22 protein-coding genes are annotated in these 25,394 nt (G+C 71.0%); 14 read left to right on the top strand and 8 right to left on the bottom strand.

Going from position 1 to position 25,394, the window contains the following annotated elements; translation table 11 throughout:
- Window positions 1-128: 128 nt before the first annotated feature.
- The 3 genes from FRZ03_RS15215 to FRZ03_RS15205 are packed head-to-tail and all read right to left on the bottom strand — an operon-like array spanning window position 129 to window position 3,197.
- Window positions 129-971 (bottom strand): carbohydrate ABC transporter permease, encoded by an 843-nt coding sequence (locus FRZ03_RS15215; protein ID WP_146465688.1) that lies wholly within the window; start codon window positions 969-971, stop codon window positions 129-131.
- A gap of 5 nt (window positions 972-976) precedes the next feature.
- Window positions 977-1,891, bottom strand: coding sequence for a carbohydrate ABC transporter permease (locus FRZ03_RS15210; protein ID WP_261399127.1), 915 nt, complete (start codon window positions 1,889-1,891; stop codon window positions 977-979).
- A gap of 43 nt (window positions 1,892-1,934) precedes the next feature.
- Complete coding sequence (locus FRZ03_RS15205) at window positions 1,935-3,197, bottom strand: sugar ABC transporter substrate-binding protein (protein ID WP_398660380.1); 1,263 nt, start codon at window positions 3,195-3,197, stop codon at window positions 1,935-1,937.
- A gap of 484 nt (window positions 3,198-3,681) precedes the next feature.
- Here FRZ03_RS15205 and yicI point away from each other — a divergent pair, with 484 nt between their 5' ends.
- The 3 genes from yicI to FRZ03_RS15190 all read left to right on the top strand — a co-directional run bounded on the left by yicI (window position 3,682) and on the right by FRZ03_RS15190 (window position 7,903).
- The gene (gene yicI, locus FRZ03_RS15200; RefSeq protein WP_146465685.1) at window positions 3,682-5,949 is read left to right on the top strand and encodes an alpha-xylosidase; all 2,268 of its coding nucleotides are present in this window, start codon (window positions 3,682-3,684) and stop codon (window positions 5,947-5,949) included.
- A gap of 144 nt (window positions 5,950-6,093) precedes the next feature.
- Window positions 6,094-7,107, top strand: a complete 1,014-nt coding sequence (locus FRZ03_RS15195) for a LacI family DNA-binding transcriptional regulator (RefSeq protein ID WP_146465684.1) — start codon at window positions 6,094-6,096, stop codon at window positions 7,105-7,107.
- A 133-nt stretch (window positions 7,108-7,240) separates the two neighbouring features.
- Window positions 7,241-7,903 (top strand): hypothetical protein, encoded by a 663-nt coding sequence (locus FRZ03_RS15190; RefSeq protein ID WP_146465683.1) that lies wholly within the window; start codon window positions 7,241-7,243, stop codon window positions 7,901-7,903.
- A 94-nt stretch (window positions 7,904-7,997) separates the two neighbouring features.
- Here the strand turns inward: FRZ03_RS15190 and FRZ03_RS15185 are convergent, their stop codons facing one another.
- The gene (locus FRZ03_RS15185) at window positions 7,998-8,480 is read right to left on the bottom strand and encodes a cupin domain-containing protein (protein ID WP_186785433.1); all 483 of its coding nucleotides are present in this window, start codon (window positions 8,478-8,480) and stop codon (window positions 7,998-8,000) included.
- 81 nt (window positions 8,481-8,561) lie between these two features.
- Here FRZ03_RS15185 and FRZ03_RS15180 point away from each other — a divergent pair, with 81 nt between their 5' ends.
- Window positions 8,562-9,413: a LysR family transcriptional regulator gene (locus FRZ03_RS15180; RefSeq protein WP_261399069.1), complete on the top strand. Its 852-nt coding sequence runs from the start codon at window positions 8,562-8,564 to the stop codon at window positions 9,411-9,413.
- Window positions 9,414-9,522: 109 nt separating this feature from the next.
- On the opposite strand, the gene FRZ03_RS15175 is transcribed toward FRZ03_RS15180, so the two are convergent.
- Window positions 9,523-11,187, bottom strand: a complete 1,665-nt coding sequence (locus FRZ03_RS15175; RefSeq protein WP_261399068.1) for a ricin-type beta-trefoil lectin domain protein — start codon at window positions 11,185-11,187, stop codon at window positions 9,523-9,525.
- Between the two features lie 564 nt (window positions 11,188-11,751).
- Window positions 11,752-12,066: an SCO0607 family lipoprotein gene (locus tag FRZ03_RS15170; protein ID WP_146465680.1), complete on the bottom strand. Its 315-nt coding sequence runs from the start codon at window positions 12,064-12,066 to the stop codon at window positions 11,752-11,754.
- A 277-nt stretch (window positions 12,067-12,343) separates the two neighbouring features.
- Here FRZ03_RS15170 and FRZ03_RS15165 point away from each other — a divergent pair, with 277 nt between their 5' ends.
- The 8 genes from FRZ03_RS15165 to FRZ03_RS15130 all read left to right on the top strand — a co-directional run bounded on the left by FRZ03_RS15165 (window position 12,344) and on the right by FRZ03_RS15130 (window position 19,957).
- Window positions 12,344-13,282 (top strand): quinone oxidoreductase family protein, encoded by a 939-nt coding sequence (locus FRZ03_RS15165; RefSeq protein WP_146465679.1) that lies wholly within the window; start codon window positions 12,344-12,346, stop codon window positions 13,280-13,282.
- Window positions 13,283-13,456: 174 nt separating this feature from the next.
- Window positions 13,457-14,209: a hypothetical protein gene (locus FRZ03_RS15160; protein ID WP_146465678.1), complete on the top strand. Its 753-nt coding sequence runs from the start codon at window positions 13,457-13,459 to the stop codon at window positions 14,207-14,209.
- On the top strand, window positions 14,206-14,895 hold the full coding sequence (locus tag FRZ03_RS15155; RefSeq protein WP_146465677.1) for a DUF4166 domain-containing protein: 690 nt from the start codon (window positions 14,206-14,208) through the stop codon (window positions 14,893-14,895). Before FRZ03_RS15160 ends, FRZ03_RS15155 begins: the two co-directional genes overlap by 4 nt.
- A 614-nt stretch (window positions 14,896-15,509) precedes the next feature.
- Entirely contained in the window at window positions 15,510-16,169 is a 660-nt protein-coding gene (locus FRZ03_RS15150) for a TetR/AcrR family transcriptional regulator (protein WP_261399067.1), read from the top strand.
- A gap of 313 nt (window positions 16,170-16,482) precedes the next feature.
- Window positions 16,483-17,703, top strand: a complete 1,221-nt coding sequence (locus FRZ03_RS15145; protein WP_146465675.1) for a cytochrome P450 — start codon at window positions 16,483-16,485, stop codon at window positions 17,701-17,703.
- 49 nt (window positions 17,704-17,752) lie between these two features.
- Window positions 17,753-17,947, top strand: coding sequence for a ferredoxin (locus tag FRZ03_RS15140; protein ID WP_070029219.1), 195 nt, complete (start codon window positions 17,753-17,755; stop codon window positions 17,945-17,947).
- Window positions 17,944-19,482 (top strand): NAD(P)/FAD-dependent oxidoreductase, encoded by a 1,539-nt coding sequence (locus tag FRZ03_RS15135; protein WP_146465674.1) that lies wholly within the window; start codon window positions 17,944-17,946, stop codon window positions 19,480-19,482. Before FRZ03_RS15140 ends, FRZ03_RS15135 begins: the two co-directional genes overlap by 4 nt.
- Window positions 19,466-19,957: a hemerythrin domain-containing protein gene (locus FRZ03_RS15130; RefSeq protein WP_146465673.1), complete on the top strand. Its 492-nt coding sequence runs from the start codon at window positions 19,466-19,468 to the stop codon at window positions 19,955-19,957. The genes FRZ03_RS15135 and FRZ03_RS15130 overlap by 17 nt, the downstream gene beginning before the upstream one ends.
- A gap of 422 nt (window positions 19,958-20,379) precedes the next feature.
- Here the strand turns inward: FRZ03_RS15130 and FRZ03_RS15125 are convergent, their stop codons facing one another.
- A complete protein-coding gene (locus FRZ03_RS15125; protein ID WP_146465672.1) occupies window positions 20,380-21,564 on the bottom strand; it encodes a serine hydrolase domain-containing protein in 1,185 nt (394 codons plus the stop codon).
- A 162-nt stretch (window positions 21,565-21,726) separates the two neighbouring features.
- Between FRZ03_RS15125 and FRZ03_RS15120 the strand changes: the two genes are divergently transcribed.
- Complete coding sequence (locus tag FRZ03_RS15120) at window positions 21,727-23,103, top strand: MFS transporter (protein WP_146465671.1); 1,377 nt, start codon at window positions 21,727-21,729, stop codon at window positions 23,101-23,103.
- Here the strand turns inward: FRZ03_RS15120 and FRZ03_RS15115 are convergent.
- The gene (locus FRZ03_RS15115; RefSeq protein ID WP_146465670.1) at window positions 23,070-23,666 is read right to left on the bottom strand and encodes a TetR/AcrR family transcriptional regulator; all 597 of its coding nucleotides are present in this window, start codon (window positions 23,664-23,666) and stop codon (window positions 23,070-23,072) included. The two genes, FRZ03_RS15120 and FRZ03_RS15115, sit on opposite strands and share 34 nt — an antisense overlap.
- A 150-nt stretch (window positions 23,667-23,816) precedes the next feature.
- Between FRZ03_RS15115 and FRZ03_RS15110 the strand changes: the two genes are divergently transcribed.
- The gene (locus FRZ03_RS15110) at window positions 23,817-25,373 is read left to right on the top strand and encodes a class I adenylate-forming enzyme family protein (RefSeq protein WP_146465669.1); all 1,557 of its coding nucleotides are present in this window, start codon (window positions 23,817-23,819) and stop codon (window positions 25,371-25,373) included.
- Window positions 25,374-25,394: the final 21 nt, after the last annotated feature.

Here is a 25,394-nt window from a genome sequence, read left to right as displayed (position 1 = left end):
CAGACACTGCGGCGCACGGCCGGCGTGTGGGCAGGGGGCGGGCTGCTGCCCGGGCGACTGCCGGCGCCGCTCCGGGCGCTCGCCCTGCCTGCCCGGCAGCCGGCGCGAGAGGGCGGCGCACGGCATGGTCACTTGACGGAACCGCCGGTGATGCCGGCGGCGATGTACTTCTGGGCGAGTACGAGCAGGATCGCCGCGGGGATCGCGGCGAGGACGGAGGCGGCCATGACCGAGCCCCAGTCGCCGACGTGCGCGCCGATGTACTGGTAGATGCCGAGGGTGACCGGCTTGACGTGGTCGGTGGTGTTGAGGGTGAGCGCGAACATGAAGTCGCTCCAGGCGTACAGGAAGGAGAACAGCCCGGCGGTGATCAGCGAGTTGCGGCTCATCGGCAGTACGACCCGGACGAAGGTGCGCACCCGGCCGGCACCGTCCACCTCGGCGGCCTCGATGACCTCTCGCGGGATCGCCACCATGAAGGACCGCATCAGCACCACCGCGAAGGGGATGCCCAGGGAGGCGTCGGCCAGCATCAGCCCGAAGTAGGAGTTGACCAGGCCGAGGTCCACGTACGCGCTGTAGAGCGCGTTGGCGATGACGATCCCCGGGACCATCTGCGTGATCAGGGTGCCGAACACCACGGTCCTCGCGCCGCGAAGCCGGAACTGCGCGAGGCCGTAGGCGGCTGGCGCGGAGAACGCCAGGCAGATCACGACGGCGCCGACCGCGACCGCGAGCGAGGTCAGCAGATGACCACCCTGCTCGGTCAGGGCCGAGGAGAAGCCGGACAGGTCCAGTCCGTGCGGAACCGGGTCCACCTCCAGCAGACCGGAGTCGGGCTGCAGCGCGGTGTCGACCATCCAGTACAGCGGGAACAACATCACGCACAGGATGAGGAGGCCGACGGCCGTCGTGCCCCAGTGGCGCTTCGGCCTGCCGACGGCCGCGGTGGTGTCGGTGGTGGTCGCCATGCCCGTCACTTCCCTTCGGTGCGGTTGGCCCGCAGGTAGAACACCGCGAACACGGCGGAGATCAGGACGAGGACGTTGCCGACCACGGCGCCGGCCCCGAAGTCCAGTTGGACGAAGGAGTCCTGGTAGGTCAGCGTCCCCAAGGTCTGCGTGGAGTCGGCGGGGCCGCCGTCGGTGAGCGCCAGCACCAGGTCGAGGATCTTGACCGTGGACATGAAGCCCAGTACGAGCACGACGGTGATGACGGGCTTCAGCAGCGGCAGCGTGATCGAGCGGAAGGTGCGCCACGCGGAGGCGCCGTCGAGCGAGGCGGCCTCGTAGACCTCGCGCGGAAGTTCCTGGAGTCCGCCGTAGAGGATCACCATGTTGAACGGGATGCCGATCCAGACGTTCACCAGGATCACGGCGAGCAGTGCCACGTGCGTGCTGGTCAGCCATGGCGTGTGACCGATGCCGAACAGCCCGAGGAAGGAGTTCAGCACGCCGATGTCCTGGTCCAGGATGCGCCGCCAGACGATGCCGGAGACGACCATGGGCACCAGCCAGGGCAGCAGGATCAGCGCGCGCAGCACACCGCCCAGCGGGAACCTGCGGTTGAAGAACACCGCCAGGGCCAGGCCGATGCAGAACTGCCCGATCAGCGAGCCGATCGTGAAGAGGATCGTCTGCCACAGGGCCTTGCCGAACAGGCCGTCGCCGAAGACCTTGCGCCAGTTGTCCAGGCCGTTGAAGGGGGCCTTGCCGGTGAAGAAGGTCGACGGCGTGTAGTGCTGGAAGCTCATCACGATGTTGCGGACGAGCGGGTAGCCGAAGAACAGCAGCATGAACAGCACGGCGGGGGCGACGAAGCCCCACTGCGCGAGCGTGCGCCGGCGGCGGGCGCGGGCCGGGTCGGGGGTGGCTTCGGCGGAGCTGCCGATGGCCGCGGGGCCCGGAACAGTGGTGGTGGACACCGTGGTTGCCTCACTTCCCGCTCTCGACGCGCGCCTGCGCGTGCTTCAGTGCCGACGCGGAGGACTGGCCCGTGAGCGCCGACTGGAACGCGCTCTGCAGGGCGAGCGAGATCGACGTCCAGCCGGAGCCGACCTTGGCGGTGCGCGAGCGCGCCACCGCGACCTGGTCGGCCAGCGAGCTGAGCGAGGGCACCTTCTTGCGCCAGACGGCGGCGGCCTTCCGATTGGCCGGGATCATCCAGCTGTTGAGCGCGTAGGTCACTTCCTCCTGCTCGCTCGTCAGGCAGTTGACGATCTTCGCCGAGGTCTTCTCGCGCGTGGTGTCGCCGATGTCCGGGATGGTCAGCTCACCGCCGCCCAGCGGGCCAACGGAGTCGTCCCCGGCCCTCGGGACGGGAATCCGCGCGATGCCCCAGTGCAGGCTCTTCTTGGTGTTGAGGGTCTCCACCTGCCACGGGCCATTGATCATCATGGCGGCGTTCCCGGCCATGAACTGGTCGTTGACGTCGGCCTGGGTCCAGTTGATCGTGGACTTCGACAGCGACCCGTCGGAGAGCAGCGACTTCCAGTAGTCCAGCGCCTGGATCACCTGCCGGCCGGCGAGGTCGGTCTCGTCGCCGCCGTTGGACCACATGAACGGCGTGAACTGGTAGACACCGTCCTCCGCCCCACCCGCGCTCAGGGCGATGCCGTACCGGTGGCCCCGGGTGAGCTTGCGGGCCGCCTCGCGCATCTCCTCCCACGTGGTCGGCACCTTGACGCCGGCCTTGCCGAGGACGTCCTTGTTGTAGAACAGCGCGAGCGTGTTCACCGTGCGGGCCGCGCCGTAGTACGTGCCCTTGTAGGAGCCGTAGTCGAGGATGCCCTGCGGCACGTCGGTCGTGTCGACGCCCAGTCTCCGGAGGTCCATCAGACCGCCGGTCTCCGCGAAGGCCGGCATCTCGGAGCCGTCGAACTGGATGATGTCCGGCAGCGACTTGGAGGACGCCATCCGCAGCGACTTGGTCATGACCTGGTCGGCCGGGACGGACTGCTGCCGGACGGTGACGCCGAGCCGCTTGCCGCAGCGTTCGAGAGTCGCCGCGTCCCAACTGTGGTACGAGTCGTCCGTCGAGGAGTTCAGGACGGTGTACACGCCGGGGTCGCGGGACTGGCCGCAGCCGGTCAGCGCCGTGCTGCCGACGACCGCCGAGGCGACGGTGAGCGCGACGAGGGCGGGCCGGCGGACCCGCCGGCGCCCGGGCCATGGCCCGTTCGGTGGGTGTGCTCTCACGATGATGCCCTTGGGTGGGAGAGGCGCCGGATCCGGTGGACGCCGTGCCCGCCGGGGTGGCGGGGATCGGCGCGGGCCAGCGGCCCTGGACGCGGTTCCGGCGGACGCGTGTGGGTGGAGGTGGCTCAGCTCTGTGCCCGGCGCGGGTGGCGCGGAACACGGAACGGGTGATGCGGACAGCGCGGGCCACCGGTCGCCAGGCCAGGGAAGAGCCTGTTCACCGGGGCGGTGTTGAAGCGCTTCGACAGAATCGACATGTGCGGCCCTTGCTGTCGCGCAGTCCGGAGGCATTGCCGGACGGGTTTGTTGTGTGGGATGACTAATACGCCAAGAGGTCGCCCGGGCGCTAGCCCCCGTGCACTCGCTTCTTGCTTCGCGACTCGTCGTGCAGCAAGGTGTCGCCTGCACAATCCGGCCTCATCCGAGCCTTCGTGACGAGGTCCGCGTCCCGGCTCGACAGTCTCCGCACCCCCTGAGGGAGATCATGAAGTTCACCGACGGCTTCTGGCGTGTTCGCGATGGCGTACGCATCGAATACGCCATCGATGTGCGTGACGTCCAGACGGAGTCGAAGCGCATCACTGCCCATGCCGCAGTGCAGCGCGTGAGGCGGAGGGGCGACACGCTCAACGCGCCGCTCATCTCCGTCGACTGCTGGTCGCCCGCCGAGGGCGTCATCGGCATCCGCCTCACCCACCACTCCGGCAAGCGCCGGACCGGCCCCGACTTCACCGTCGGCGGCGACGAGGGCGGTGTCGGCGAGGTCCGCGCCGAAGGCGGCGTCACCGAGCTGACCAGCGGCCCGCTCACCCTGCGCCTGGACCGCTCCGCCCCCTTCGCGCTGAGCTTCCGCGACGCCGACGGCCGCGAACTGACCCGGGCGGGCACCAAGGGCGCCGCCTTCGCCGTCACCGACCGGGGCGAGCACCACATGGTGGCCAAGCTCGCGCTCGGCGTCGGCGAGCAGGTCTACGGCCTCGGCGAGCGCTTCACCCCGTTCGTCAAGAACGGCCAGGTCGTCGACATATGGCAGGCCGACGGCGGCACCAGCAGCGAGCAGGCGTACAAGAACATCCCGTTCTACCTCTCCTCCCGCGGCTACGGCGTCTTCGTCAACCACCCCGGCAAGGTCTCCTTCGAGGTCGGTTCGGAATCCGTCGGCCAGGTCCAGTTCAGCGTCGAGGACCAGTCCCTGGAGTACTACGTCGTCGCCGGTCCCACCCCCAAGGACGTCCTCACCCGCTACACGGGACTCACCGGGCGCCCGGCCCTGCCGCCGGCCTGGTCCTTCGGCCTGTGGCTGACCACCTCCTTCACCACCTCCTACGACGAGGCGACGGTGATGTCGTTCGTCGACGGCATGGCCGAGCGCGGCATCCCCTTGTCCGTGTTCCATTTCGACTGCTTCTGGATGCGCGAGTACCAGTGGTGCGACTTCCGGTGGGACCCGGACGTCTTCCCCGACCCCGAGGGCATGCTGGCCCGGCTGAAGGCCAAGGGCCTGAGGATCAGTGTCTGGATCAACCCGTACATCGCCCAGAAGTCCCCGCTGTTCGAGGAGGCCGCCGAACTGGGGCACCTGGTGCGCCGCGCCGACGGCGACGTGTGGCAGTGGGACCTGTGGCAGGCGGGCATGGGGCTGGTGGACTTCACCAGTCCCGAGGCCTGCGCCTGGTTCCAGTCGAAGCTCAAGCCACTGCTGGACCAGGGCGTCGACTGCTTCAAGACCGACTTCGGCGAGCGCGTCCCCACCGACGTCGTCTGGCACGACGGCTCGGACCCCGAGCGGATGCACAACTACTACACCGAGCTGTACAACAAGACCGTCTTCGATCTCCTGGAGAAGGAACGCGGGCAGGGCGAGGCGGTGCTGTTCGCCCGCTCCGCGACCGTCGGCGGCCAGCAGTACCCGGTGCACTGGGGCGGTGACTGCTGGTCCTCCTTCGAGGCCATGGCCGAGTCGCTGCGCGGCGGGCTGTCCCTGTCGCTGAGCGGCTTCGGCTTCTGGAGCCACGACATCGGCGGCTTCGAAGGGACCCCCGACGCCTCGGTGTTCAAGCGCTGGCTGGCCTTCGGCCTGCTCTCCTCGCACAGCCGTCTGCACGGCTCCTCCTCCTACCGCGTGCCGTGGGAGTTCGGCGACGAGGCCGTCGACGTCGCCCGCCGCTTCACCCTGCTCAAGCACCGTCTGATGCCGTACCTGTACGGTGTCGGCGTCGAGGCCCACCGCACGGGCGTGCCGTCGATGCGCCCGATGCTGCTGGAGTTCCCCGGCGACCCGGCCTGCCGCCCGCTGGACCGCCAGTACATGCTCGGCGCCGATCTGCTGGTCGCCCCGGTCTTCACCGAAGACGGCGAGGTCGAGGTCTACCTGCCCGAAGGTGCCTGGACGCACCTGCTCACCGGCGAGACGGTCACCGGCCCGGCCTGGCGCACCGAGCGCCACGGTTACGACAGCCTGCCGCTGTACGTCCGCGAGGGGGCCGTCCTGCCGCTGGCCGCCGACGGCCGGCGCCCCGACGACTGGCTGGACGGCCTCACCCTGCTGGTCCACCCGGCCGCCGAGGGCGGCGACGAACGAACCGTGACCGTCCCGGACCGGACCGGCGCCACCAGCGCCACGTTCCGCCTCCGGCGGGAAGGGGAGGCCCTGCACGTCACCGCGGAGGGCAGCGACAAGCCGTTCACCGTGCGGATCGTCGGCGGTCCGAGCGCCACCGGGACCGGCCGGGTCACGGTGACGACGGCCTGAGCAGTCATCCCGGTCTGACCCTTTTTCGAAGCGCTTCGACAGCGGTCGACGCCGTCATCCTCGCTGGTATATTGGGTAGAACTTTTCTTGTTCAGCCAAGTCTGATCGCGCACTGTCGAAGCGCTTCACATCCTGGAGAGCCGGTTGGTCACTCTCGCAGACGTCGCCCGGCACGCCGGAGTTTCGGCGAGCACGGTGAGCTATGTCCTCAGCGGCAAGCGGTCCATCTCCGCGGGGACCCGGGAGAGGGTCGAGCGGAGCATCCGGGCACTGGGCTACCACCCGAACGCGGGCGCCCGCGCCCTGGCCAGCAACCGGTCGAACATCATCGCCCTCATGATCCCCCTGCGCACGGACATGTACGTCCCCGTGATGATGGAGATCGCGGTCGCCGTGGCGACCACCGCCCGGACACACGGCTACGACGTCCTGCTGCTCACCGGTGAGGAGGGCCCCGACGCGGTGCGCCGGGTCACCGGCAGCGGTCTTGCCGACGCGATGATCCTCATGGACGTCGAACTGGAGGACGAGCGGCTGCCCTTGCTCCGGGCGACCGGCCAGCCCGCCGTGCTGATCGGTCTGCCCACCGACACCGCCGGTGTGACCTGCGTCGATCTCGACTGGAGCGCGACGGGCGCGCTCTGCGTGGAGCATCTGGCGAAGCTCGGCCACCGGGACGTCGCCGTCATCGGCGAGGCCCCCGCCGTCTACGAGCGGCACACCGGCTTCGCCGAGCGCACTCTCGACGGCCTCCGCTCCCGGGCACGCGAACTCGGACTGAGGGTCGTGCACCGCCCCTGGGAGGGCGGCTACGACGCGATGGCGGCGACCCTGTCCCGGATCTTCGACGAGCGTCCGAGCACCACGGGCTTCGTCGTGCAGAACGAATCCGCGGTGGAACCCCTGCTCGCCGTGCTGCGCCAGCAGGGGCGGGCCGTGCCCGAGGACGTGTCGGTGGTGGCCGTCTGCCCCGAACAGGTCGCCGTCCAGGCCTCGGTGCGGCTCACCTCGGTCGCCGTCCCTGCCCAGGAGATGGGCCGGACTGCGGTCGGGCTCCTGGTGGGCAAACTCGACGGGCGCGAGACGGACGACGTGGTGCTCATCGCACCGGAACTGACCGTCCGGGCCAGCTCGGGAACGGCACCGACGATTCCCTGACCCTTCCCGGCTCCGTCTCCCGTGGCCACCCGCCGCCGACGACCCGCACGACGAGCACGGGCAGCACGGGCGGGCGGCGCCTGCCGGGGGAGCGAGGCTCGGTGACGTACGGGAAGACGGAGGCGAGGGGACGATGACGGACGGCTTGGGGTGGATCGGCGAGCACTGGTACAGCGGGGCGATCGTCAAGGGCGGGATGCTCGGTGACATCTCCCTCACGGCGGTGCGGGGCGTGGACCCGGTGGACCTCGTGGTCCGCCTCGGTGCGGACCGCCGCAAGGCCGAACGGCCCGCTCTGTTCAAGGACTTCGACAGGCGAGGCGTGCCCCCGGGCGACAGCGTGGCGATGTTCGGCCGCAGCGGCGAGTGGACGTACGTCCTGGAGCCGGAGCGGTCCACCTGGCACCTCGTCCTCCTCGACCGGCTGGGCCGGGACACCCTGGTGCGACGGGGCGAGGAACTCGTCTGCCTGGATCGCTTCCTGCACGAAGCCCCGTGGGTGTGCTACGTCGACGCGGTCGGCGAGTCGAGTTCCGGCGAGCCCGGTGACAGCCTGCTGGAGACCGTGGTCCCGCCCAGGGACCGGCTCGGCGCGTTCGCCGCGCTGGACGCGGCCGTACGCCGGGCCGGGGCGGTGAGGGACACGTTCCCCGGCTGCGAGGACCCCGAGGACGAGGAAGAGGAGCTGGCCAGACGGCTGTTCGGGGCGGTGGGGGAGCATCTCGGGCTGTCGCTGCCGCGCCGGGAGATCGAGCAGGGGCTGCTGCCCGCGGTGCACCTGCCCTCGCCGGCGTGAGCCGGGGGCCGGGGCATCGCAGCCAGGGAACCGCTGTTGTCGCTCCCGGAGATCGCGGACCGCGCGCGGACAGGACCGGGCCGTGCCCTCGCTTTCAGGCGGGCTCGGTCGCGTAGCGGCTCATCGCGTCGGCGTTGGCCTGTGGCGTCAGTGGCCGGCCGCCGGCGAGTACGTCCTGGAGGTCCCGGAAGTACTGCACGTACAGGTCGGGGGTGAAGGTGCTGAGCATGACGGCGGGTTGGTCGGTCGGGTTGGCGAACGTGTGCGGGGCACCGGGCGGAACCATCACGAGCGTGCCCGCGGCGGCGTCGTGGTGCTCGTCCCCGACGGTGAACCGCACGGTGCCGGACAGCACGTAGAAACCCTCGTCGTGTCGCGCGTGGCGGTGCTGCGGCGGTCCCTGGGTGTGCGGGGCGAGGACGGACTCGGCGATCGCGAGGCGGTGCCCGGTGTGGCTGCCGTCCTCCAGAACCCGCATGCGCGTGGTACCCAGCACGATCAGCTCGCCGTCGCCGGGCCTCGTCACCGATACAGCGGGGTGGGTCTGCGGCTCGCTGGTCTTCGTTTCTTCGGTCATGCCCACGAGTTCACCGCCGGGCCCCCGGCACTGTCCAAGACCTGTCCCGCGGCGCCGATACCGCCTGGGTATCGTTGCAGCGTGGAGCTACGGATCCTGCGCTACTTCGTGGCCGTCGCCGAGGAACTCCACTTCGGCCGGGCCGCCACCCGGCTGCACATGAGCCAGCCGCCGCTGAGCCGGGCCATCAGGCAGTTGGAGGCCGATGTCGGGGCTCTGCTCTTCGCCCGCTCGCCCACGGGGGTCACGCTCACTCCGGTGGGCACCGTGCTGCTCGACGAGGCGCGGGCCCTGCTCGACCATGCCGACCGGGTCCGGATGCGCGTGCACGCGGCGGCCGGCCGCGCGACCCTCACCATCGGCATCCTGGGCGACGGCACCGACCCGGGAGTGTCCCGGCTGGCCGCCGCCTACCGTCGGAGCCATCCCGGCATCGACATCCGCATCCGTGACACCGATCTGACCGACCCCACCTGCGGGCTGCGCGCCGGACTGGTCGATGTCGCGCTCACTCGGGCGCCGTTCGACGCGACGGCCCTGACGGTGCGCGCGCTGCGGGCCGATCCGGTCGGTGTGGTCCTGCGCGCCGACGATCCGCTGGCCCGCCGTGACCGGCTGCGGCTGGCCGAACTGAGCGAGCGCCGCTGGTTCCGGTTCCCGCAGGGCACCGACCCCCTCTGGCAGTCGTACTGGGACGGTGGCAGGCCGCGCGAGGGCCCAGTGGTGCGCGCCGTCCAGGAATGCCTGCAGACCGTGCTGTGGAACGGCACGGTCGGCCTGGCCCCGCTCGGACACGAACTGCCCGCGGAGCTGGCCGTGGTGCCGCTGATCGACATGCCGCCGAGCAGAGTGGTGGCGGTGTGGAAGGAAGGCGACACCAACCCGTTGATCCGGTCCTTCATCGAGATCGCGACAACCGCGTACCGTCGCTGAGACCGCCAACCGGCGGTCCTGCGGTGCGGACAACGTGCCGAAGGGCCGCACCCGTCGAGGTGCGGCCCTTCAACGTGCCCCGGCTCGTCTCAGACAGGGCTCACCTCGCTCATGCCAGCGAGAACTTCTGGGCGGCGGAGCCGTTGCAGTCCCAGATCTGCAGGCGTGTGCCGTTCGCGGTGGCACCCGACGGCGAGTCGATGCACCGGCCGGTGGTCGGATTGGACATCGAACCGTCGGCGTTGGCGACCCAGTTCTGGTAGCCGCCGCCGTTGCAGTTGGCCAGCTGGAGCTTTGTGCCGGCCGCGTTCACACCGCCGGCGATGTCCAGGCACTTGCCCAGCGTACGCAGGGTCTGGCCGTTCCAGGTCCACTTCTGGTCGAGCGACGTGGCCTGCTGGCAGTCCCAGAGCTGGACCGCGGTGCCGTCGCCGCCGGTGTCGTCACCCGCCACGTCCACGCACTTGCCGCCCGGTCCGTAGATCGGGGTACCGATGGCGAACTGCTGGGCGGCGGAGCCGTTGCAGTCCCAGATCTGCAGGCGTGTGCCGTTCGCGGTGGCACCCGACGGCGAGTCGATGCACCGGCCGCTGGTCGGGTTCCGCAGCGAGCCGTCGGGTTGCCGCACCCATGACTGGTAGCCGCCGCTGTTGCAGGTGGCGAGCTGCAGCTTGGTACCGGCGGCGCTGTTGCCTCCGGCGATGTCCAGGCACTTGCCGAGGGTCTGCAGGGTCTGGCCGCTCCAGGTCCAGTGCTGGTCCTTGGCCGCCGACTGGCAGTCCCAGAGCTGTACGGCGGTGCCGTCGCCGCCGGTGTCGTCGCCCGCCACGTCCACGCACTTGCCGCCGGGGCCGGTGATCGTCTGGCCGCTCACCGAACCGCCGCCGCCACCGCCGCCCGAGGAGCCGGGCGCCTTGTTGTAGACGGCCACCGAGTCGATGACCAGCTTGCCGCCGGAGACCGTGGACGCGTTCGGGCCCCCGCCGAAGGCGTCCGGGAAGCCGCCGCCGATCGCCAGGTCGTAGATGATGAAGAAGGGGTGGTCGACCGCGTCCGACCAGGTCGTCGCGTCCACCTGGTTGGCGTTGATGGTGTAGAAGTTGTTCCCGTCGAGATAGAACCTGATCTGCTCCGGCGACATGGAGCGGTCGATCTCCACCGCGTAGTCGTGGAAGCCGGTCTGGCAGCCCGAACAGGCGCGTTCACCCGAGCCGATGCCGGTCGACTCGTTGCACGGACCGCCCGGGTTCACCCCGCAGTGCAGGGTGCTGAAGACGGAGCTGCGGCCGTTGATGTCCTCCATGACGTCGATCTCGCCGGACTTCGGCCAGGTCACACCGTCGCGCAGCGGCGCGCCGAGCATCCAGAACGCCGGCCAGTAACCGGCGCCGTTGGCGGTGGTGACGTTGGGCTGCTGGAGGACGGACTCCATGCGTACGACACCGCCCGCCGGGGCGCCGAAGCTCGCCGACTGGGTCTCCACGCGCCCGGAGGTCCATCCGCTGCGCGGGTCGGAGCCCGAGTGCAGGGCCTGGAGCACCAGATGACCCTGACCGTCGTAGTAGACGTTCGAGGTGCTGTTGGTCATCGTCTCGATCTCACCGGTGCCGAAGTTGCTGCCCGGCCCGGTGTCGTACTTCCACAGGCTCTGATCGATGCCTGTGCCGGACGCACCGTTGAAGTCGTCACTCCAAGTGAGCGTGAAGCCCGACGGTGTCGGGGGCACCGCTGCCTGGGCGTTCAGGGTCGTGGTGACGGTGGCCGCCACCGTCATCACGACGACGGGAAGCAGAGAGAGCGCTCTCTTCCACCTGCGGCGCGGTGCCCTTCCAGGGGGTGGTTGCATAGGTCTGGCCTCCGAAGAATCACATGATCGCTGCTGTTCGCTGTGCCACCTCTGGTGATCTCCGGTGAGCAGTGCACGCGCCTTTGCGGACCTGGATGACGACCGGCGGATGCATCACCAACTCTGGTGACAGGTGGCGGTGTTGAGCCATGTGGAGTTCTGTGCGAGGCAGACGGTATTGGCCCGGACCAACACCGTCAAGGCTGCGCAACCGACGGGGAACGGCTCGGGTGCCGAAGTCCGTCGCGCGGAAAGCGGAGGGCGTTCCGGCCGGGGTCATGGGTGTACCGGTCCCAGGAGCACCGCATGCCGTCGCGGCGCAGGGGACCCCGCCGTAGCCCTCGCCCACTTCGACCGAGTCCAGCCGGCGGACCGGCCCCTGAGGCCGAGGCCACGGCGGTCCGGGCCCGCGGCTCGCCGGGCACGCGCACGCGCCCCGACCGGCACTTGTCCCTCGGTCGCCATCGCCCCGGTCGGCAGCGGGTCGCGCAGCTACGAGCCCGGAGGCGCCTGGACGACGGCACCGTGTTCGTCCAGGGTGTGCGTCTGCCAGTAGCGGTCCCACTTGTCGTCCACGTGCTTCGGGGTCTTGTCCTTCGGGTAGCGGAAGGCGCCCTTCGGGACTTTGTGGCCGTTGTCGACGCAATCGCCGCCGGTCGCGCCGACGTACTGCACGGGGTACTGCCCGTTCCCGCAGATCGCGTCGGCGGTCGTGCAACCGGTGAGCAGAGCGGCGAGGGCGGCGATGGAGCAGGCGGTGAGGATCACGGTGGTTCCGGGAGCCCGCCGGGTGCGGTGCGTCGTCATGTTTCCTCTTGGACGGGATCGGTCGTTGACGGTTCGAGCCTCGGCCCGGGGGAGGCGTCGACGCATCGGCGCACGTACTCATTCACGGCGAACGCGGCCTGAGTACCTCTGCAGGGGAGCAGCGGCGGCGGGGGCGATCGCAGGATGTACCGCCGGCGTGCCTTGATACTTGCAGGCGCGGGCAGTTTCGGCGTGCGGACTTATTGGACCGCGGGTTCGTCGCGGTGTTCCCCTCGTGAGGCACCACCCCTGACGGAAACGCCCCCTGGAGAACGCCATGATCGCCGCTCGTCTGCATCGCTGGGACACCGCACCGGACGTGGAGGAGACCGAGTTTTCGGGGCCGCCGCGAGAGGGGGAGGTCATCGTGGAGGTCGAGGCCGCCGCCGTCACCCACCTGGACCTCATCGTCATGACCGGTACCTTCACGCACCGGCCCGCGCTGCCCTTCACCCCCGGCACCGCGGGCGTCGGCACCGTCGTGACAGGCGACGCCGCGCTGCTCGGACGCCGGGTGCTGGTGCGTGGCGGCGGCATCGGCCTGGAGCGGGACGGTACCTGGGCCGAGCGCGTCGGCGTCCCGGTCGACGCGATCCGTGTGGTCCCCCGGGAAGCCCCCGCCGCGCTCGCCGCCACCTGTTACTCACCGATGACCACCGCGTGGGCCGCCGTGGAGGAGGTGGGCCGGATCGGGAAGGGGGAGCGGGTACTGGTCACCGGCGCGGCCGGCGCCGTCGGCTCGCTCTGCGTGCAGTTGGCCGCGCGAGCCGGGGCGTACGTCGTCGCCGTGGTCCGGGGCGAGGACGCGGCCGGCGCCGTGCCCGACGCTGCTCACGAGGTCCTGGTCCGCCCGGACCCGCAAGAGGTCGCGATCAAGGGGGAGACCGACGTCCTGCTCGACACCGTCGGCGGGAACACCGTCCCGGACTTCCTGAGGGCCATGCGGCCCGGTGGGCGGGTGGTCCTGATCGGGTACGTGGCCGGCACCGCACTCCGTGTCGACCTTCCCGCGCTGATGTCCCGGGACGTCGCCCTGCTGCCGATGAACATGGTGCGCCGCCATGTCCCCGCCGAGGTGTTCGACCGGCTGCTGGGGGATCTGACGGACGGTCGGCTCACCCTCCGCACCACCGCCCTGCCCTTCGTGGGGATGACGGAGGCGGTCGAGACCCGCCGAAAGGGGGGAGTGCGGGGCACGATCGCCGTGCTGATGTGAGGTCGGCGGCCCGGGCAGGGCACCCCGACCACACCGCCCGGCCGCGGTTCTTGGCGGTCACCGCGGTGGCCGGTTCGGCACCAGGACTTTGAGCGATCGCTCAAACAGGTGTAGTTTCCCTGCCAGATGATTTGAGCACTCGCTCAAATGCCTAGGGGATGTGGGGGGAACACCATGGGTCTCTACATAGAGACACATATACGAGCCGATCTGGACGAACTCTGGGCGCGCACCCAGGATCCCGCCCAGCACCGGCGCTGGGACGTGCGGTTCTCGGAGATCGACCAGCTCCCACGCGCGGAGGGTGAGCCCCAGCGCTTCCGGTACGCCGTACGCGTCCTGCCCTTCCTCACGGTTTCCGGCACCGGGATCGCCGCCGGCGAGCGGGAACGCCCCGACGGCACCCGCACCTCCGCCCTGCGCTTCGTCTCCCCGCACCCGCTCTCCCTGCTCGCCCGCGGCAGCGGCTACTGGCGCTACGTGCCCGACGCGCACGGCGTGCGCTTCCTCACCGGCTACGACTACCAGCCCCGCTGGGGCGTGTTCGGCGCGCTCGCCGACCGGCTCGTGTTCCGCCCCCTGATGGGCTGGGCGACCGCCTGGTCCTTCGACCGGCTGCGGCTGTGGCTGGAGCGGGGCATCGGTCCCGAGCGGGCCCGGGCCAACTGGCTGGCCGAACTGGCGGTCCGGGCGCTGCTGTTCGCCGGGTGCCTGGCCGGTCTGGGACCGGAGTCCGCCCTCGGTCTCTTCGGACGGTCCGGGGCGGGCGCGGCCTGCCTCTGCCCGCTCCTGCTGATCGCCGTGATGTCGCTCGCTCTCTTCAAGGCCCCCCTCGCCTGCACCCCCGCCGCCCGCCGGTGCCTGCGCGCCCCGGCGGGTCCTACCCGGGCTCCCCGCGTCCTGCGCACCCTGGAGAAGCACGGATGACCGCGCCCGCCTCGATGTTCCGCACCGTGCTCGGCGACGGCTTCGGCCGCCTCCACCCCGAGCTGCGGCGCCGCTTCTCGGTGGGCCTGGCGAGCGGGGAGGCCTGTATCGGACGGGGCGTCATGCACCGGATCTGGCACGGCCCGGCGTACGTGAAGCCGTTCCTCGCCCTCGGCGCCACCCGTAACATCCTCGTCCCGCGGGCCGGCCGTGACGTCCCCTTCGTGATCGAGAATGTGCCGTACACCGACACCTTCGGCCGCGAGACGGTGAGCTTCGTGCGCACCTTCGACCTGCCCGGCCGCCCGCGCCGCTTCGACGCCCAGATGGTGCTCAGCCCCAAGGGCGACCGGATTCTCGACTACCTCGGCACCCACCAACACCTCGCCAGCGAACTGCACTTCGCGGCCGAGCCGGACGGCTCGCTGCTCATCCGCTCGGGCGAGCACCGTTTCCGGGAGGGCCCGGTGGACGTGCGCGTACCGGAACTCCTCGGCGCCACGGCCGAGGTGCGCGAGTCCTTCGACGACACCACCGGACGCTTCCGGATCCGGGTGAGAGTGGTGAACCGCCGCTTCGGCCCGCTCTTCGGCTACGAGGGCTCCTTCACGGCCTCGTACACGGACGCCGCCGCCCCTGGGACGCGGCCGGGACTTCGCCCGGTGCGGGAGGAGGCACGCGGGTGAGCCCGTCCGCGGCGAAGTCCCAGGAGACGAGGACCAAGCTCCTGGAAGGCGGCCTGCGCATGCTCATCGAACAGGGCGCCGCCAGGCGCGGGCCCGTACGGTCGCCACGGCGGCCGGCGTCGACCACGCCGCCGGGTGCCGCTGAACCGGCCGCCCTCGACGCGGCCCGGCTCCGAGACGACAGGGCGCCGCTCGAACGGCGACCGGTCGTCCGCCGCAAGCCGGCCCGCGCCGAAGCGGAGGCCCAGGCCCAGATCATGCTCACGGAGCACCTGATCGAGCCGGCCCGAAGGGACTCCGGTCGCCAGGGCGACCCGCGCAGGGCGAAGCGACTCGTAGACCGGGCCGTCCGCGGCCTTCCGGCGACGCCGCCATCCCTGTCTCGTTGGCCGTGTGGCTCGACGGGCGGGCTCGACCTCGTATGTGCGCGACTTCGCATGTGCGCTGAGGCGCCGGGCCCACCTTGCATCGCGGATCGTGGGCGGCGCCGATGGCCGCGGCGGCCAGGAGGCCCGGCGTGTCATGTAGGTTCGGGTCGGTGCCGCGTGCCGATCCGCGCACGGTGCTCTCCGGCCGCTGCGGTGCCGGTGTCCGGATGCGAGGGAGGTGCGGCGGTGGCCGAGCAGAAGCAGAACGGTGGCGGGACCGTCGGGGCCGCCGGCGAGCGGACCATCCGCGTACGCAATCCGCGCGGGCAGGGCGAACGGCTGCGTGAGGAGATCCTGCGGGCCGCCGGGGGGCTGCTGGAACAGGTGGGCAGCGAGGACGCGCTGTCGCTGCGCGCGGTGGCCCGGGAGGTGGGCATCGCCACCCCGAGCATCTACCGCCACTTCTCCGACAAGACGGAACTGGTGTGGGCGGTGCTGGCGGAGCACTACGAGCGGCTGGCCGAGATCATGGCCGAGGCCGACAACTCGGCACCCGCCGACGACCCGCAGGAACGGCTGCGGTCCCAGCTGACCGCGTACTGTCGATTCGCGATCGCGAACCCGGCGAAGTACCGCCTGATGTCCGAGACCTGGCAGACCCCGGTGGACGAGGAGCGCCTGCACGGCCATCCCGCGGGGCTGCTCCTGCGTGGCCTGAGTCGGGCGCTCACCGCGTGCGAGGAGGCCGGCTGGAGGGTGCGGGGCACCCGCGCGGACGCCCCGTACATGCTGTGGTGCGCGCTGCACGGCCGGATCACCCTGTGGCAGGTGATGCCGCGCCGCAAGGACCCCGCCCGGCTCGACCGGTTCGTCGACGAGCTGCTTGGCCTCCTGCTGGAGCGCTGACCCGCGCCACCCGCACGTCCCTGCCCGGCACGCCCCTGAGCAGCCGCGTCCTCTGAGCGGCCGCGTGCCCTGACCAGCGCAGCCGCGTCCCCTGACCGGTGCGTCCCTCACCTCGCGCGCACCTTTGAGCAGCGCTTCCCTGGTCGGCGCGTCCCCTGGCCGGTGCTTCCGTGGCGGGGCGGCCCTGGCGCGCCGTCCACCGGTCCGCCGGTTCTTCTTCACTTTTCCTTGCGCCCGGACCGCCGCACGCCCTAGAGATACAGATGTAAGCTAACAGCTGTTATCCAACGTGTTCTCCCCACCAAGGAGCGGCATGACCACCGCAGCACTCCCCGCGCTTCCCACCCAGCCGCCCTCCGGTTGCCCCTTCGACCCCCCGGCGGGGCTGGCCCGGCTGCGGATCGAGGAACCCCTGTCGAAGGTCGCCCTGGACGACGGCGGCTGGGCCTGGCTGGCCACCCGTTACGCGGACGTCCGGGCGATCCTCGGCGACACGCGTTTCAGCTCCGACACCTCCACCCCCGGCTATCCGATCAGCGGCATGACCGGCGGCGGACCGCGTCCCGGCGCCACCCGCGGCTTCATCCGCATGGACCCGCCGGAGCACACCAGGCTGCGCCGCTTGGTCACCCGCGACTTCATGGTCAAGCGGATCGAGGCACTGCGCCCGACCCTGCAGAAGCTCACCGACGAGCTGTGCGACGCCATGGAGCGCGTCGACCGCTCCGAGCACCCCGTCGACCTGGTCAAGGCCCTGGCGCTGCCGCTGCCCTCGCTCGCCATCAGCCTGCTGCTGGGTGTGCCCTACGAGGACCACGACACCTTCCAGCGGCTGACCGGCGCCCTGCTCTCCCGGGAGATCCCCGAGGAGGACCGCGGCGCGGCCCGCACCGAGCTCCTCACCTACATCGACAACCTGGTCGAGACGAAGAAGGCCGAGCCGGGGGACGACATCCTCAGCCGCCTGATCACCGAGCAGTACGACATCGGCGAGCTGACCCACGACGACCTCGTCGCTTTCGCCGTGCTGCTGCTGGTCGCCGGACACGAGACGACGGCCAACATGATCGGCCTGAGCGCGCTCACCCTGATGCTCGACCGGGAGACCGCCGACCTGCTGCGCGAGGACCCCTCCCTCATCCGCGGCGCCGTCGAGGAGCTGCTGCGCTTCCACAGCATCATCCGCAACGGTCCGCGCCGCGCTGCCCTGGAGGACGTGGAGGTCGGCGGCCGGCTCATCCGGAAGGGCGAGGGCGTCATCGTCGCCGTGCCGTCCGCCAACCGCGACGAGGACACCTTCCCCGACGCCGGCCGGCTCGACATCCGCCGCCCCAACGCCCAGCACCATGTGGCCTTCGGCTACGGCATCCACCAGTGTCTGGGCCAAGCCCTGGCCCGCGCCGAGCTTCAGGTGGTCATCACCACCCTGCTGCGCCGTTTCCCCGGGATGCGTCCCGCCGTGCCGGTCGAGGAGATCCCCTTCCGCACCGACATGGTCATCTACGGCTGCCACGCCCTGCCGGTCACCTGGTGACCGCACCCTCACAAAGCCCCCAGGTATCACACCCCCACAGAAGGAAACACTGAAGATCACCGTCGACGAGGCCAAGTGCTGCGGCGCCGGCCAGTGCGTGCTGGTCGCCCCCGAGGTCTTCGACCAGCGCGACGAGGACGGCATCGTCGTCCTGCTGAACGCCTCCCCGGACGCCGCGCAGCACGCCGCGGTCCGTGAGGCCGCCACCATCTGCCCGGCCGCGGCCATCCAGGTGCGGGAATGAGCTCCGCCCGCCCCCGCATAGCCGTAGTCGGCGCCGCCGCGGCCGGACTGGCCGCGGCGGAGGGGCTGCGGCGCCTGGGCTGGGACGGGGAGATCACCCTCGTCGGCGACGAGCCCCACCTGCCCTACGACCGGCCGCCGCTGTCCAAGCAGGTTCTCTCCGGCGACTGGGAGCCCGAGCGCACCGCGCTGCGGGACGCCACTCAGATCGCCGGCCTGGAACTCGATCTGAGGCTGGGCACCCGTGCCCGTGCCTACGACCCGGCGCGGCGCGCGCTCACCCTGGACGGCGACGGGCAGACCGTCCTGCAGTGTGCCGGCGTCATCGCCGCCACCGGTGTGACACCCCGTGGCCTGCCCGGCACCGCAGGGGTCCAGGGTGTGCACGTCCTGCGCACCCTCGACGACGCGCTCCGCCTGCGCCGGCGCCTGGCCGCGCCCGGCCGGCGGCTCGCCGTCGTCGGCAGCGGTGTGCTCGGCGCCGAGGCCGCCGCCGTGGCGCGCACGCTCGGCCACGACGTAACCCTCGTCGGCACCCGGGACACCCCCATGCAGCAGGTGCTGGGCGCCGAGGTCGGAGGGCTTCTCGCCGAGGCCCACCGCGCCCACGGTGTCGCCCTGCACACAGGACAGGCGGTCACGGGCATCACCGAGCGGTCCGGACGGGTGAGCGGCATCGTCCTTGCCGACGGCACCGTCGTGGAGGCCGACGACGTCCTCCTGGCCATCGGCTCCGTTCCCGCCGTCGACTGGCTGCGCGGGCCCGGTGCCGACGCGGCCGGACCGGACCTGTCCGACGGTCTCGTCTGCGACCAGTTCTGCGCAGCGGCTCCCGGGCTGTACGGCGCGGGCGACGTGGCCCGCTGGTACCACCCCGTGCTGCGACGACACCTGCGGATCGAGCACCGCATGAACGCCAGCGAGCAGGGCCTGGCCGCCGCCCGCAATCTGCTGGCCGAGCTGGATCCCGAGCGTTTCGGCGAACGCCGTCCGTTCGCTCCGGTGCCCTACTTCTGGTCCGACCAGTACAGCCTGAAGCTCCAGGCGTACGGCGTCCTGGCCGACGCGGAGCGGGTCCAAGTGCTGCGCCTCGACAAGGACCCGCTGCGGCTGGCCGCGCTGTACGGCACGTCGGGCCATGTCACAGGAGCCCTGGCCATCGGTCTGCCAGCCGCGCCAGGTCAGGTCCCTGCGGGCACTGGTCGCCACGCCGTCGGCTTGGCCGGAGGCCGCCGCACGGCTGGCCGAGGCAGTGGAGGGCTGAGCCGAAGACCGACCGGCCGGTCGCACTGCCCGCGGCCGGTCCGGCGGCTCCTTTCGTCGCCGCTGAGCACATCGGTGCTCATGCACATTTCGCATGGCGGTGGGGGCCCGGTGGACCGCCCCGCTCAATCGCTGGACGGCACCTGGACAGCTCGCCGACCTCGGGGTCGGGGCCGCGGAACCCGGAAGTCATCAGCGCGGACGGTCAGGGTATGCGGTAGTGGCCCAACCGTTCGCACGAAAGTGGTGCCCTGCCATGGCCGAGACACATGACGTCGTCGAGCTCATCCTGCAAGACCACCGGCGCATGGAAGATCTGTTCCGCCTCATGCGCAGCGTCGAAGCCGACCGGGCCGTGGCGCTCCAGGAGTTCGCGGGCCTGCTGATCGCTCACGCGCTGGCCGAGGAGGCCAAGGTCTATCCCGCCCTGAAGCGATACAAGGACATCGACGACGAAGAGGTCGAGCACGGCGAGCACGAGCACGACGAGGGCAACAAGGCACTGCTGGACCTCCTGGAGGTGAAGGAGGTCGGCTCCGAGGAGTGGGACTCCAAGCTGGAGGCACTGGTGGAAGCCGTCACCCACCACACCGACGAGGAGGAACGCACCATCCTCAACGGGGCGCGCGAGAACGTGGCGATGGAGCGGCGCGAGGAACTGGGAGTGGCGTTCACGGAGGAGCGCGAGCGCCGACTGAAGGCCGACTGCGGCTCGATCGACAACGTGCGCAGCATCGTCAATTCCTGACCACGCTCGGGCCCGGCCGCGCGGTGCGGAGCGCGAGGGCGACGGACAGCGCCAGACGCCACCTCCGGTGTGCTGCCGCCGCTCACCGCGCGTACGCCTGCCCGGCGTCCGCGCGACCGGGCCCGGAGCGGGTGCCGAGGCGTCGGTGACGATTGCGGTGGCGAGGCGCTACGGCCTCGCGCAGCGCGACGGCGAGGGCGACGCTGATCGCACCGCAGCGGCCGCCCGGGACGCCGCCGGGTCCTGCGGGAGACCACGGATCCATCCGGCCCCGACCGCCACGACGTGGTGCCCGGCGTGGTGACCGCCACCTGAATGGCCTCCAGGAGCACGAACAGCCGGTGCCGGAATGTTCCCGTGCCGCGCACCGCTCGTCCGCGGCCGGGCCGGACGGCGCCGCCCGGCCCGGCCCGGCGCACGCGTCAGGAGTTGAGGTGGACCCCGATCCGGACGAACGCCTGCACCAGCGGGACCGGCGGCACCGTAGGTGACATGACCTGCGAACCGAAGTGGACGACCACGAGGTCCAGGCCCGGCGACACGAACAGCCGCTGGCCGTGGATGCCGCTGGCCATGTAGGAACCGTAGGAGTCGTTCAGGATCCACCACAGGTCGTGGTAGGAGAGGGTGGCCGGTGAGGCGGGGGGCGCGGCCGGGAAGCGGACGTGGCGGGGGTAGCCGTCAGGCACGCCGCTGGCGATCGTGCGGGCCACTTCCTCCGGAACCACCTGCCTGCCCTCCACCGCCCCGCCGCAGCGCAGCATCTCACCGAGCCGGGCCACATCGCGTGCGGTGGCGCTGAAGCCTCCGCAGGCGGCTTCGACACCGTCGCTGTCCAGGATGTAGTAAGCGTCCTCCTGCGCGCCCATCCTGGCCCACAGTTGGTCGCTGAGCAGGGCGGACGTGGTCAGGCCCGTGACCCGGCGGAGGACTTCGGCCAGCGTCTCCACGTTGCCGTTCTCATAGCGGAACCCCTTCCCCGGGGCCCCGGTGGCGCGGGCCGTCAGGAGATGCTCGCGGATGGTCGTGGGACCGCTGTAGCCGAACGGCCGCAGCTGAGGGGCGATCACCGCGTGGTACCGCTGGGCCTCGGTCGCCTTGTCGAAGGGGCGGCCCGCATAGCTCACCTGGGTGCCCATGTGCAGCAAATCCTGCACCCGGGCGTCCCCGAAGGCGGTCCCGGCGAGTTCCGGTACGTAGGCGGAGGCCGTCGCCGTACGGTCCAGGACCCCCTGATGAGCGAGCGTCGCCGCGACGAGCCCGAGGTAGGACTTGGCCGCCGAGGCGTTGAAGTGAGGGGTGTGCGCCTCGGCGCCGTGCGGATAACGCTCGTAGAGGACCTGGCCTCGGTGCATCACGAGGAACGCGTCCGTCTGGGCCGCGGCGAACAGGTCCGGGAGCTTGAGCGTGCCGGCGTCGGTGGTCACCACGTCGAGGGCGTCGAGATCGGCCTCGGCGCGCGGCAGGGGGCGCGCGGGCCCCTGGCCCCGCCACACCCGTCGGCTGGGTGACAGTTCGCGCCCCTGGAGCATGAAGCGGCGGATCCAGGCGGGATCCGTGTAGCCGCGGGTCCACCGCAGATCGCTCAGCGGGGCTGTCTCGGGCATGGGTCACTCCTGGTGCAGATCAGGTTTTCCGAGTGCGGTGCTCTCGAGGCGTTGACCTCGCGGCTGTCCGGCGCCTAGGTTGCCAAAACAACTCGTCTGTTACAAGACAAGCTGTTCAGGAACGTACTTCTCTCTCGATGCTCCAGAGCCGCAGGAGTGCCCATGGCCAAGCAGCAGCCCCGACCCATCCCCCGCACGGATGCCGCCGGCCCTCCACCGGATCCGCGCACCGGTGGTCGACGCGCCTGGCTGATCACCGCGCTGATCGTGGCGTTCATGCTGGTCAACTACGCGGACAAGTCCGTCCTGGGCCTCGCGGCCGTGCCGATCATGGACGAGTTGCACATCAGCAACAGCACCTACGGACTTGTCTCCAGCTCCTTCGCCGTGCTGTTCAGCCTTTCCGGCCTGGTCGTCGGGTTCGTTTCCGCGCGGGTATCGAGCCGGGTGCTCCTGGTCGCCATGGCCGCCCTGTGGGCGGTGGCGCAGTTGCCCGTGCTCCTCGTGGCGACGGCGCCGGCGCTCGCGGCGGGACGCGTCCTGCTGGGCGCGGCCGAGGGGCCGGCCGCGCCCATGTCCATGCACGCGCTGTACAAGTGGTTCCCGGAGGGCCGGCGGGGCCTGCCGTCGGCGTTGCAGATCAGCGGCGCCGCGCTGGGCACGCTGATCGCCGCACCAGTCGTGACCTGGCTGATCATCGCGTTCGGCTGGCGCTCGGCCTTCGCCGCGCTCGCGGTGACGAGCGCGGTGTGGAGCCTGCTGTGGTGGCGGACCGGGCACGACGGGCCGTACGGCCACGAGCCCGCGCCCGGAGCCGCGTCCGGCTCCGGGTCCGCGCACCGGCTGCCGTACCGCAGGCTACTGCTGAACGGCACCGTGCTGGGGAGCGTCACCGGTGCCTTCGGCGCCTCCTGGGCCCTGTCCCTGAGTCAGGCGTGGCTGCCCACCTATCTGCGCACGCAGCTCGGCATGCCACCGGGCAGGGCGGCCGCACTCATCAGCGGTGTCTCGGCGTTCAGCTTCGTCCTGCTGCTGGCCGTGTCACCACTGGTCGACGCACTGAACCGGCATGGAGTTCGCAGCCGTTGGTCGTGCGGTGCGCCGCAGGGAATCGCCGTCGCCGTCGCCGCGCTGGCCATGGCGGCCCTCCCCTTCGCGGAGGCACGGCCGCTGCTCCTGGCACTGATCACGGTGGCGTTCGGCGCGCACTCCATCGCCTTTCCGTTGCACTACATGACGACAGCCGCTGTCGTGCCGCCCTCGCAGCGGGGTGCGGTGTTCGGCATCGTCGCCGCCACCGGAACCCTGCCCGGGCTGATCGCGCCGTACCTGACCGGACGCCTGCTGGACTCGGCGCCCTCGCAGGGCGCCGGATACACCCATGCTTTTCTGGTGTCGGCCGGGGTGATGACGGTCTGCGGTCTGGTAGCTCTGGCTGCGATCCGGCCCGAGCGGGACGCCCGCCGGTTGCTCCCGGCGGGCCGAACCGCCGGGGAACGTGCGGCTCAGGCCGGCGGCTCGAAGCCGCTGGCCCAGTAGCGGCCGTGCAACGCCAGGTCGAGCAGCATGCGGACGACCTCGGCGGCCGGCAACGACGGGGTGTCCTGCTCGACCCACCAACGCAGCACCGCGACCTGCTCCCCGACCCAGACCCGGGCCAGCAGTTCGGGGTCGATGCGCGGTCGTACGGCGTTGCGTTCAGCGCGGGCGCGGAACTCCTCGGTCGTGGCCCGGGCGCAGGCGTCCACGAACATCTGCAGTGGTTTGCCGTCACCCTCGCCGCGCAGCACGATCCGGTACAGATCGCGCTCCTCGTGTGCGTGCCGCAGCATCTCCAGGACCGGCTTGCCGGTGAACCCGATCGCGCTCTCGGCGACCGCGGGCGCCAGGCGCTCGGACAACTCGGACAGCAGGTCGGCGGTCACGCGCGCGAACAGGTCCTCCTTGTCGCGAAAGTGCGCGTAGAAGGTCGCGCGTGCCACGTCCGCACGCTCGGTGATGTCCTCCACGGTCAGCGCGGTGAAGCCCCGCTCCAGGACCAGCTCCACCAAGGCCGTCCCCAGAGCCCGGCGTGAGCGTCTGGTCCGCCTGTCCTCCGCCATGCACCTCTCCCTCTCGATCTCCACGCATGGCCGCGGTGGCGCACGCGGGGCCAGTCTAGAGACTCTTGACACGTCAGTCGTTTACTGAACAGAGTGTCTGCAATTGATCGGCATGTTTAGCAACGAACCCCCACTACCGAGTAGGCCCTCATGAATCTCGGCATCTACCTCTCACGCAGCGCTCGCTACTGGCCCCAGGCCCCCGCCCTCGTCTGCGGGGACCGCGTCTGGAGCTTCACCGACCTGGATCGGGCGGCCAACCGCCTGGCCTCCGCCCTGGCCGGCCGGGGGCTGCGCCCCGGCGACGCCGTGGCCTCCCTCGCGTGGAACCGCGGCGAACTGGTCGAGGTGGAATTCGCGCTGTACAAGGCCGGGTTGACGCGCGCACCGATCAACGCCCGGCTCGGCGCCGGCGAGATCGAGCACATCCTGCGCTACGCCCCCGTCCGCGCCCTCGTCTACGACGCCCCCCACCGTGAGGACGCCTTGGCGGCCGTCGCCGCGGCGGGTACCGGATGCGTGCCGATCTGCCTCGACGGCGCACAGCCCGGCGAGGTCTCCTACAGCGACCTGTCGGCCGAGGGCGGCGAGGCGCCCGTCCGCGTCGAGGTCCCGGAGGACGCTCCCTGCGTCCTGAACTTCACCTCCGGATCCACCGGCGCGCTCAAGGCCGCGGTGCAGACGGTCGGCAACCGCCTCGCCAACATGCGCAAGCAGTTGATGGCCGACGAGTCCCGCCCCCGTCCCGGTACCCGTTACCTCGCCTGCGGTCCCATCACCCACGCCACCGGCATGGGCCTGCTCGCCGGGGTGTTCGGCGGTTCGACCACCTACGTCCTGCCGAGCTGGAGCCCGCAGAGCTTCCTGGAGACGGTCGAGAAGGAACGCATCACCGCGACCTTCCTGGTGCCGGCCATGCTGAACACGGTGCTCGCCCATCCCGGCGCCGCCGACCACGACCTGCGCTCGCTGACGAGTGTGCGCATCGGCGGCGCGCCCATCTCACCGCAGCGCCTGCGGGACGCGGTGGGGTTCTTCGGTCCGGTCGTCGCCCAGGGCTACGGGCTGGGCGAGACCACCAGTGTCGTCGCGGGCCTGAGCAGCGAGGAGATCGCCCATGCCGTGAAGGAGGACCCGGAACTGCTCCAGTCGTGCGGCCGTGCGTCCTACGACACCGAGGTACGCGTCGTCGACGAGACGGGCCGGGAGCTCGGCCCTCGCGAGATCGGCGAGGTGATCGTGCGCGGACCGGACTGCGTGCGGGAGTACTGGCGGGAGCCGGAACTGTCGGCGCAGACCTTCCGCGACGGCTGGGTGCACACCGGGGACCTGGCCTGGATGCGGGAGGACGGTTACCTCTTCCTGGTGGACCGCAAGAAGGACATGATCATCTCGGGCGGCTTCAACATCTACTGCACCGAGGTCGAGGCCGCCCTGTACGAGCACCCCGCCGTACAGGAAGCCTGTGTGGTCGGCGTGCCCGACGAGCAGTGGGGCGAGGCCGTCAAAGCCGTCGTCGTCACCCACCCCGGCACGCGGGTCACCGCGGGGGAACTGATCACCTTCTGCGCCGACCGGCTGGACCGTTTCAAGAAACCACGCTCGGTCGACTTCGTGCCCGAACTTCCCCACAACCGCAACGGCAAGCTCGACCGCAAAGCCGTACGCGAACCCTTCTGGGCGCACGCCACCCGCCGCGTCAACTGACCGCATCCTGTTCGGAGCCCT

Origin of the sequence: Streptomyces misionensis (assembly GCF_007896895.1) — a bacterium.
Classification (GTDB): domain Bacteria; phylum Actinomycetota; class Actinomycetes; order Streptomycetales; family Streptomycetaceae; genus Streptomyces; species Streptomyces misionensis_A.
Note: the sequence above shows the minus strand (reverse complement) of the source record. Positions and strands in the feature narration are given on the sequence as shown.